The organism is Mesorhizobium sp. M7A.F.Ca.ET.027.02.1.1, from assembly GCF_004022985.1.
Taxonomy (GTDB): Bacteria; Pseudomonadota; Alphaproteobacteria; order Rhizobiales; family Rhizobiaceae; genus Mesorhizobium.
On sequence record NZ_RZOL01000285.1, the window covers coordinates 1 to 7,815 of the forward strand.

A 7,815-nucleotide genomic window follows, 5' to 3' on the forward strand; every position below is an offset into this window, starting at 1 on the left:
GCCAAGGTGGTGCCGGCCATTCCGGCGCCGACGATCGCCACATCGACTTGGGCCGGGCCAGCCTCTGAGATACTCATTTTGCTGCCTTTCTGGTGGCAACTGCACGTTTCACAATCTCCGGTAGAAAATATCTTCCGGAGCTAAATCAACCGCAAGCAACTGGAGCGCGTGCCTGGTAGTAACCAATGTTTAGGTTAATCGCGGGTCCGCTGCTTCCAGCGCGGTGCGATCGCCGAGCCATCGATGAACTCAAAGCCGCCAGCCTCGTTGAGCGTGTGAAGTTTACGCCCGCTCCATAGCGCACCTGGATTTAAGATGGTTTCAACGACCTGCTCCATGCCGATCAAATCAAGGTGAGAAATGCGTGCGATGCCAAGCGCCGCGCCATAGCTCCTGCGGCAGTCCTGCACCGGGCGCAGCAGGTCGTTGCCGCGCCTGACGATGCGGCCGGCCGGCCGCGCCGAGGCGATGTCGATCAGCACGGGATTTTTGGGATGCGGCGTCCAGGGGCCGCGAAAATTCGGCGCCGACCATAGGTGCAGCGCGTCGGAGAAGGCGCCGCCACCGTCGCGGACGGTGGCGAACAGCCACCAGGCGCCGCCATGCTCGACAAGCGTGGCGTCGCTGGCCACGACACCGGACAGAAGCGTCGCCTCCTTGACCCATCCACCGGGGAAGGCGGTGGCCCGGTAGAGATCGACGGTGCCGTTGGCGCAGCTTTCCGGCACCATCCAGACCTCGCCGTCGCGCTCGAAGACGAAGGGGTAGGAGAGATGGTAGGGCAGATCCAGCACCGGTTCAGGTCGTCCGAGCGGGCCTGCCGGGCCGAAGGGCACGGCGGAGATGATGGCTTTGCCGAGCCGGTGGATATAGTCCTCGATGAACAGGGTCAGCTGGCCCTGGTAGAGGATGGGAAACGGATCGGCGTAGAAGCGGCTGCCATCGTCCGGCAGCTCTTGCCAACCCGACGCCGGATGGGCACGCAGGTCGAACAGATCGGAGCCCCCGGTTTGCCGCCAGCCGACCTTCCAATGCGGCGCGTTGTAGCAAAGGTGATAGATCTTCTGGACGATCCGCCGCGCCAGCGCCTTGCCGGCTCTGACCCCAAGCTTGCCGGCCGAGGGCATTGGCGGCGGGCTGCCTGCCTGCGCCGGCTCTGGCAGATCGGGCACCGACTTTGCCGCGCCTGACATGGCAGCGACGATCAGGCTTGCTGTGCGCGCCAGCATATCCTGGAAGGACGCCAGCGCGATGCCGCCATATTCTGTGCCCAGACGCCCGGCCGCGATCGCAACGCCGTTCTCCTCGATGCGGGCAAGTGGCGTGCGGCCGGCGAGGATCGAGGCCAGCAAGGCCGCTTCGCCGCTGGCGCCGTCATAGGTGACGTGCCAGACGCGTGTGCTTTCCAGCCTGACATCGCCGCAGAGGTCGATGACCAGGTCGGGCGAAGCGGGGGACTGCCGATAGGGCGCGAGCGCCGAAAGCGGCACACGCTTGGCCAGTCCATCATGGGCCAGTCCATCATGGGGCAGTCCGTGGATCGCCGTTTCGAGTTGAAACAGGGCTGCGGCGCTGCGCGGAATGCCGCTGCCCGCCGGCCTGACATCGACGGACAGTTCGTCGCCGAGCGCGGCAAGGCGCTCCAGCAGCGTGAGATGAAAGGCGCGGACACAGTCTCCGTCCAGGCGTAGACTTATCTGCATGGTGGAGGCCCGAAAACGCGGTGCCCGGCCTTGCCGGCCAGGCCGGTCCGGTCAAATTGTAACCCCATCTGCATCCGTCTCCGCTCGCCGCGTAACCAACACCTCGATATGTATATTTTTAAGCAAACCGCGTGCCAAAATTCACGTCACCTCTCAACATAATTAACAATGTTTTAACAGTTGGAGGAATAGCTAGGTTAGCGCCGCAACTGACCTTGCCGGCATATGGAGTATTGTCGGAGGCAGCCATGCAATCATCCCTGCCCATGGTTCCTCAGCAACACTCTCCGGATGCGGCACGCGCGGGATCATACGCAGCTTCGACTGTCGAACTGGGCGACCTGAAGCGCATCCTGGTGCGCCGCCGGTTCTGGATCTTCGGCACTGTCGCACTGCTGACGCTGGTCGCCCTTCTCTACGGTCTTTTCACGCCCGCGCTCTACAGCTCGGCGGCGGAAATCCTCATCGATCCGCAGGACCTGCAGGTGGTCACCAACGACGTCAATCCCAGCCGTATCTCACCCGATGGCGGCATCACGCAGGTCGAGAGCCAGGTCAGCGTGGTCCAGTCGACAGGCGTGCTGATGCGGGCGATCGCGGCGACAAACCTGACGCAGGATCCGGAATTCAACGGGCAGGGCTTGCTGTCGCGCCTGCTCGGTTCGGCATCGGCCGAAGGCGACAGGTCGGTGCAGACACTCGACGCGCTGCGCCGGCGCCTGGCGGTCAAGCGGGCCGACAAGGTCCTGGTCCTCGACGTCATCGTCACCGCCAAGAGCGCCGACAAGGCCGCCCTCCTGGCCAACGCCATCGCGCAGGCCTACCTGGTCGATCAGGCGAGCGCGCGCGCGAAAATGGCCAGGGACGCCTCCGAGTCGATCACCGCCCGGCTGGACGAGCAGCGCAAACGCGTCCAGCAGGCCGAGAATGCCGTCGAGGCCTATAAGTCCGCCAACAACATGGTGATGGCGGCAGGGAACCTGGTCAGCGACCAGGAACTGACCGAGATCAACACGCAGCTTGCGGCGGCGCAGAGCCGCACCGCGGCGCTGAAGGCGCAGGTCGACCAGATGCGCCGGCAGAGCGGCACGGCGGACGCAACCTCGGAAGCGATGCGCTCGGCGGTGATCTCGAGCCTGCGGGCACAGGAGGCGACGCTGGTCGACCAGGTCTCGCAGCTCGGCACGGAGCTGGGGCCGCGTCATCCTTCGCTGATCGCAGCCCAGCAGCAGCTGCGCGACACGCGCCAGCTGATCGCGCGCGAGCTCGGCCGCATCGCCACCGCCACCGAGACGGACTACGAGCGGGCGCTGGCCAACCAGCAGGCGCTGGAAGCCAAGGTCGCCGGCATGAAGAGCAAGTCGCTCGACACCGACCAGGCCTCGGTGCGGTTGCGCGAATTGCAGCGCGATCTCGAGGCGCTACGCTCCGTGTACTCGAACTATCTCCAGCGCGCCCAGGAGACGCGCGAGCAGATCAATGTCGACAGCACCAATGCGCGCATCATCTCCAATGCCATGCCCGCGTTGAAGAAAAGCTGGCCGCCTTTGCCGCTGCTGTTGCTGGGCGCGATATTCGGCGGCCTCGGGCTCGGCACCGGTCTGGCGCTGATCGCCGAATATTCCTCGCCGACGGTGCTTTCCAGCGCGCAGATGCAGTCGGCCATCGACGCGCCGGTGCTGGGCGTGGTGCCGGCAAATTCAGGCACTGGGTGGCGCTGGTGGCCTTTCGGCGCAAGTTCGGCCGCCGCCTCCAGCCAGAAGACCGACGCCGTTGTCGGCCTTGCGCTGAGGCGCATGTTCAGTTCGGGCCAGCGTCCGGCGGACTGGCCGCTGGTGCCTTCCATCCTGGTGACATCGTCGCCGGGCGAGGGCGCGCAGCGCAGCCGGGTGGCGCGGCTGCTGGCCAATGCCGCGGCGTCCAGGGGCAGCCGGGTGCTGTTCATCGATGCCAATGCCGGCGGCGGCGACCAGAAGGATCCGCAGCCGGGGATCCTCGATGTGCTGCGCGGCGAGTACGCCTTTGAGGCCGTCAGCCATTACGCCGCCGGCAGCAACGTTGCCGTGCTGGGCAGGGGCCGCTCAAAGGCGGTTTTCCAGGAAGCGCATGGCATCTATTTTGCGCAGCAGATGCTGGCCCGGGCCAGCCGGAGCTTCGAACTCGTCGTCATCGACGGCGGCGCGCTGGCCGACAATCTCAATGCCTCGCCGCTGGTTGCCATGGCCGACGAGATCGTACTCGTCGCCACGCTGAACGCCACCCCGATGCGCGACGTCACGACGACCGCGCAGGCGGTTTCCGTCATGGGGCGGTTGCCGACGGCGGCCTTGCTGGTCGACGAGGCCGCCTGATATGGCTGCCGGTTGGAGCGCAAGCGCTTCGAACCATGGTGCTGCCGCACCCCGCGCCGGCACGTCGCTCGATGCGCTGACGCGCTTCGGACTGATCGCGGCGGTAGCGGTGCTGTTCGGCATCTCGGGCGGCATGCTGTGGCTGGTCGGCTACAATTATGATGGCCTGTTCGGCAACCCGGCGACCAAGATCCACCCGTCCACCTATCTCATCGTCCTCTTGTTTGCCTGGCGCTCCTGTGCGTCAGGCAATCCGGTCGGCTATATCGTCCATCTCGCCGACAGGCGGCCGGCCAGCGCGCTGATGGCCGCCATATCGATCGTGCTTTTGTTCGTCGTCATCGCCAGGCAGCGGCCCGGCATGGCTGGCATGATCGATACGTTCGTGGCCGCGGCACTTCTGGTGCTGATGCTCAGCGAGGACGACGAACGGACATTCGCCGGGCTGCAGACCGTCGTTCACGTTGTCATGACGGCGAATGCGCTGCTTGCCCTTTTCGAGTTCGCCACCAAGACGCTTATCTTCCCCTATCGCCTCGACGGCGTGGCGTTTACCACCGATCTGCGCTCGAGCGCTCTGCAGGGACATCCGCTCGCCAATGCCATGGTGACGTCGATCTACGTGCTTGCGCTGCTCTCCGGTGCCAGATCCCTGTCGACGCCTGTGCGGATAGGATTGATCGGCCTGCAATGCGCGGCACTTGTCGCGTTCGGCGGCCGTTCGGCGATGGTGATGACGATTGTGCTGGGCGGTTGCTACCTGCTTTCCAAGGGCATCAGCAAATTGCGCCGGGGACGCGTCAATCTCCTGGGTGCGGCACTCGGCTTCATGCTTGCCGCGCTGCTGCCGGTCGTCATCATCGTGGCGGCATATTATGGCTTTTTCGACGCGCTGCTGGAGCGCTTCGTGTCGGACAGCGGCAGCGCCAATGCCCGCGTCGAGATGTTCGAGCTCTTCAAGCACCTGGAATTACGCGATCTGATCGTGGGGCCGGATGTCGACCTAATCGACAGCCTGCGCCGCATCAACGGTCTCGAACAGGGCATCGAGAACCCGATTATCCGCACCGTCCTCTATCAGGGCGCCTTCTTCACCCTTTTGCTGACGTTCGGCTTCGTGCTGTTCCTGTTCGAGGTGGCGCGCCGCTGCCATCCCGGCATCTGGCTGCCGATGCTGGGCTGGGTCATTCTGATCAACACCTCGGAAAGCGTCGCGTCGAAGACGACGCTGCTGACCAAGTTCGTGGTGCTGGCGCTGGTGCTTTACCGGCCGACGCGGGCAGCGTTCAGGCCCGTCAGTCCGCCGGCATGGTCAGGCCAAGCGCCGCGATGATATCGGGGTCCAGTGCCCGGGTGGTGTCGTCCATCATGCCCATGCCATCGAAGAGATCCCACAGTGCCCAGGCGAGGCCGAGTTCCTCGGCGCTTCGCCTGACATCGGCGATGTAGCGCGCTCGATCCGGATTGGGGGCGGCGACATAGCGGGCGTCGGTGCGCAGCGCGCCGAACTCGCCCATGATGATGCGTTCCGGCGCAAGGCCGTGGCCGTCGGCCCAGTCGCGAACCTGGCGAAGATATTTGTCGACAAACCAGCGGTCGGGCCGGGCGTCGAAATAGACTTTCAGCACACGCTCGGTCTCGGCATAGGCTGCCTGCTTGGCGTCTTCAGGGGTTTCGGTGTCCTGCGCCATGCGCGCCCTGACCGATGCCAGCGTCGGTTCCAGCGAGCCGGCGGATGCCGGCCACGGCACATTGTTGAGCGACCGGTAGACGGGCTCGCGCATCCAGGGTGCCCCCTGATGGCTGAACAGATAGGGCTCATAGAAGTGGAAGGTGAACAGGATCGGCTCGAACGGGGACAGCGGTGCCGGATCGAGCGCGGTCAGTCCGCTCACCATCGAGCCGCAGCCGCCGGTGACGATCAGCGGCAGGGTCGCGGCCGATGCTCTCGCCGCCGTCAGAAGTGAAAGCTGGATCTGCGACCAGACGTTCGACGCGCAGGCCTGCGCCGGCTCGTTGACCGGCTCGAGCGCCACCCTGCCGGGCTGGAACCGCGCCAGCCTGCCGGCAAGCTCGCCGACCAGCCCGCGGTAGAGATCGAACGCGGGTGCGGCGGTGCTGGAGACCATGCGGTCGGGGTTCCAGTAATGGGTGGCGGCATTGGCCTGGATGTTGACGATGATGCCGAGACCGGCGTGGAGGGTGGCCGTGACGGCGGCATCCAGCATGTCCAGCAACCGGCCGCGCGTGGTGGCGTCGGCGGCCAGGAAAGGGCCGGGATCAACAGGCAGACGGATGAAATCGAGCCCGGTCCTGCGCAGCCGACGCAGGTCGTCCGGGGTCGGCACCGGCCGTTGCGACTGGAAGGGCGGCCAGCCATAGTCGGTGCGCGGAGCGGGAAATTCGCGCGTCAGCGAGAACCAGGGCCAGGCGTTGACGCCACGCCGAAATCGCGGCCCGGCGGCTGCGCGAGCGATTGGTGCGACCGGGAGCGAGCCGAGCGCCGCCGCGGTGGACAGCGCCGTCCGCAGCACCCGCCGGCGCGACCAGCCTGTCATACGGTTCCTGGCGATGCGTGATCCATCGCGGTGGTCTTGGCGGCGGTCACGCCGAGCAAATGATAGGCCTCATTTTCATAGGCAAGCAGGACATCGTCCCAGCGGAAGGCTTCGCGGGCGCGCGCGCTGGCGGCAACGCCGCAGGCCTGGACCAAGGCATCATCGTCCAGCGCCTGCTGCATCCGCTTGGCGCAACTGTCCTTGTCGGTGAAGTAGATCGCCGCAGCCCCGGCGGTCCATCTGTTGTAGGGATTGTCGTGGGCGATCACCATGTTGCCGGCCGCCAGCGCCTCGACCAGCGAGGGGTTGGTGCCGCCGACCGTGTGGCCATGCAGATAGGCGCGGGCGTGGTATCTGAGCGCCTTGACCGTCGCCTGGTCGTAGATGGCGCCCGGCAGGACCACCGAGTCATTCGCCGCCTTGCGGATGGCGGCATGATAGGGGATGTCGTCGGACAGCGTTCCCAGCACCACCAGCTTCATGTCGCGCTTGGCAGAGCAAAAAGCTTCGACGATCGGCAGGATGTTGTTGTCGGGTTCGATGCGGGCGATCGAGATGAGATAGCGCCCGGGCTCGAGGCCGAGCGCCCGGACCGGCGCCTCGGGCGCCGATGTCACCGGATCGGCGCCATAGGCAATGGTGGCGATGGCGCTGCGCGGCCGGCGCGTCGCCAGGTGATCTGCGATGGCGGGATGATCGGCGACCAGCCGATGCGAGGCCCATGCGCCGATCCATTCGTTGAGCCAGAACCAGGTTCGCGCCGCCATTCCCCATTTTGGGCGGCGCCACTCGATGCCGTCCATGTTGGTGAAGATCTTGCGTCGCTTCAGCCTGAGCCAAGTCAGGAAGACCGCGCCATTGTAGCCGAGCACCAGGCAAACGCCCGGTCGCCGGGCGGCGTCGCGGGCGCATTGCCAGTCGAATTCCAGCGTCGCGCGCGGTCCCTTGGAGGCGACCTGGATGTGAATGAGCTCGATGCCGCGCCAGGTTTCGTTGCGCACCCTCTGGTCGATCCGCTCGACCTCATCCTGGCAATAGACGCCGACCTTCCAACCGCGCCCGACAAGAAATAGCGCCAGTTTTTCGGCAAAGGTTTCAAAGCCGCCATGGGCCGCGGGTATGCCGCGGGTCCCCAGGATCAGAATGGCGGGCGTTTCTGGTTTCATGGCCGGCGGCACTTTCACATGTCTCATACATTAGATA

At 65.5% G+C, this 7,815-nt stretch carries 5 protein-coding genes; 2 read left to right on the forward strand and 3 right to left on the reverse strand.

Annotated elements, in window-relative coordinates; all coding sequences use genetic code 11:
* Positions 1 to 194 precede the first annotated feature (194 nt).
* The gene (locus EN749_RS25260; protein WP_128289401.1) at positions 195 to 1,703 is read right to left on the reverse strand and encodes a formyl transferase; all 1,509 of its coding nucleotides are present in this window, start codon (positions 1,701 to 1,703) and stop codon (positions 195 to 197) included.
* 248 nt (positions 1,704 to 1,951) lie between these two features.
* On the opposite strand from EN749_RS25260, the gene EN749_RS25265 reads away from it, so the two are divergent.
* Both EN749_RS25265 and EN749_RS25270 read left to right on the forward strand, forming a co-directional pair.
* Positions 1,952 to 4,054, forward strand: coding sequence for an exopolysaccharide transport family protein (locus EN749_RS25265; protein WP_127272564.1), 2,103 nt, complete (start codon positions 1,952 to 1,954; stop codon positions 4,052 to 4,054).
* A gap of 1 nt (position 4,055) precedes the next feature.
* Positions 4,056 to 5,387, forward strand: coding sequence for a VpsF family polysaccharide biosynthesis protein (locus tag EN749_RS25270; protein WP_127809760.1), 1,332 nt, complete (start codon positions 4,056 to 4,058; stop codon positions 5,385 to 5,387).
* On the opposite strand, the gene EN749_RS25275 is transcribed toward EN749_RS25270, so the two are convergent.
* Together EN749_RS25275 and EN749_RS25280 are read right to left on the reverse strand one after the other, a co-directional pair.
* Positions 5,350 to 6,612, reverse strand: a complete 1,263-nt coding sequence (locus EN749_RS25275; protein ID WP_128364195.1) for a cellulase family glycosylhydrolase — start codon at positions 6,610 to 6,612, stop codon at positions 5,350 to 5,352. The two genes, EN749_RS25270 and EN749_RS25275, sit on opposite strands and share 38 nt — an antisense overlap.
* Complete coding sequence (locus EN749_RS25280) at positions 6,609 to 7,778, reverse strand: DUF1972 domain-containing protein (protein WP_164873816.1); 1,170 nt, start codon at positions 7,776 to 7,778, stop codon at positions 6,609 to 6,611. Before EN749_RS25280 ends, EN749_RS25275 begins: the two co-directional genes overlap by 4 nt.
* Positions 7,779 to 7,815 lie beyond the last annotated feature (37 nt).

Bases quoted from the DNA above. Each gene is read 5' to 3' on its own strand.
- EN749_RS25260 (WP_128289401.1), bottom strand. From the start codon at position 1,703: ATGCAGATAAGTCTACGCCTGGACGGAGACTGTGTCCGCGCCTTTCAT.
- EN749_RS25265 (WP_127272564.1), top strand. From the start codon at position 1,952: ATGCAATCATCCCTGCCCATGGTTCCTCAGCAACACTCTCCGGATGCG.
- EN749_RS25270 (WP_127809760.1), top strand. From the start codon at position 4,056: ATGGCTGCCGGTTGGAGCGCAAGCGCTTCGAACCATGGTGCTGCCGCA.
- EN749_RS25275 (WP_128364195.1), bottom strand. From the start codon at position 6,612: ATGACAGGCTGGTCGCGCCGGCGGGTGCTGCGGACGGCGCTGTCCACC.
- EN749_RS25280 (WP_164873816.1), bottom strand. From the start codon at position 7,778: ATGAAACCAGAAACGCCCGCCATTCTGATCCTGGGGACCCGCGGCATA.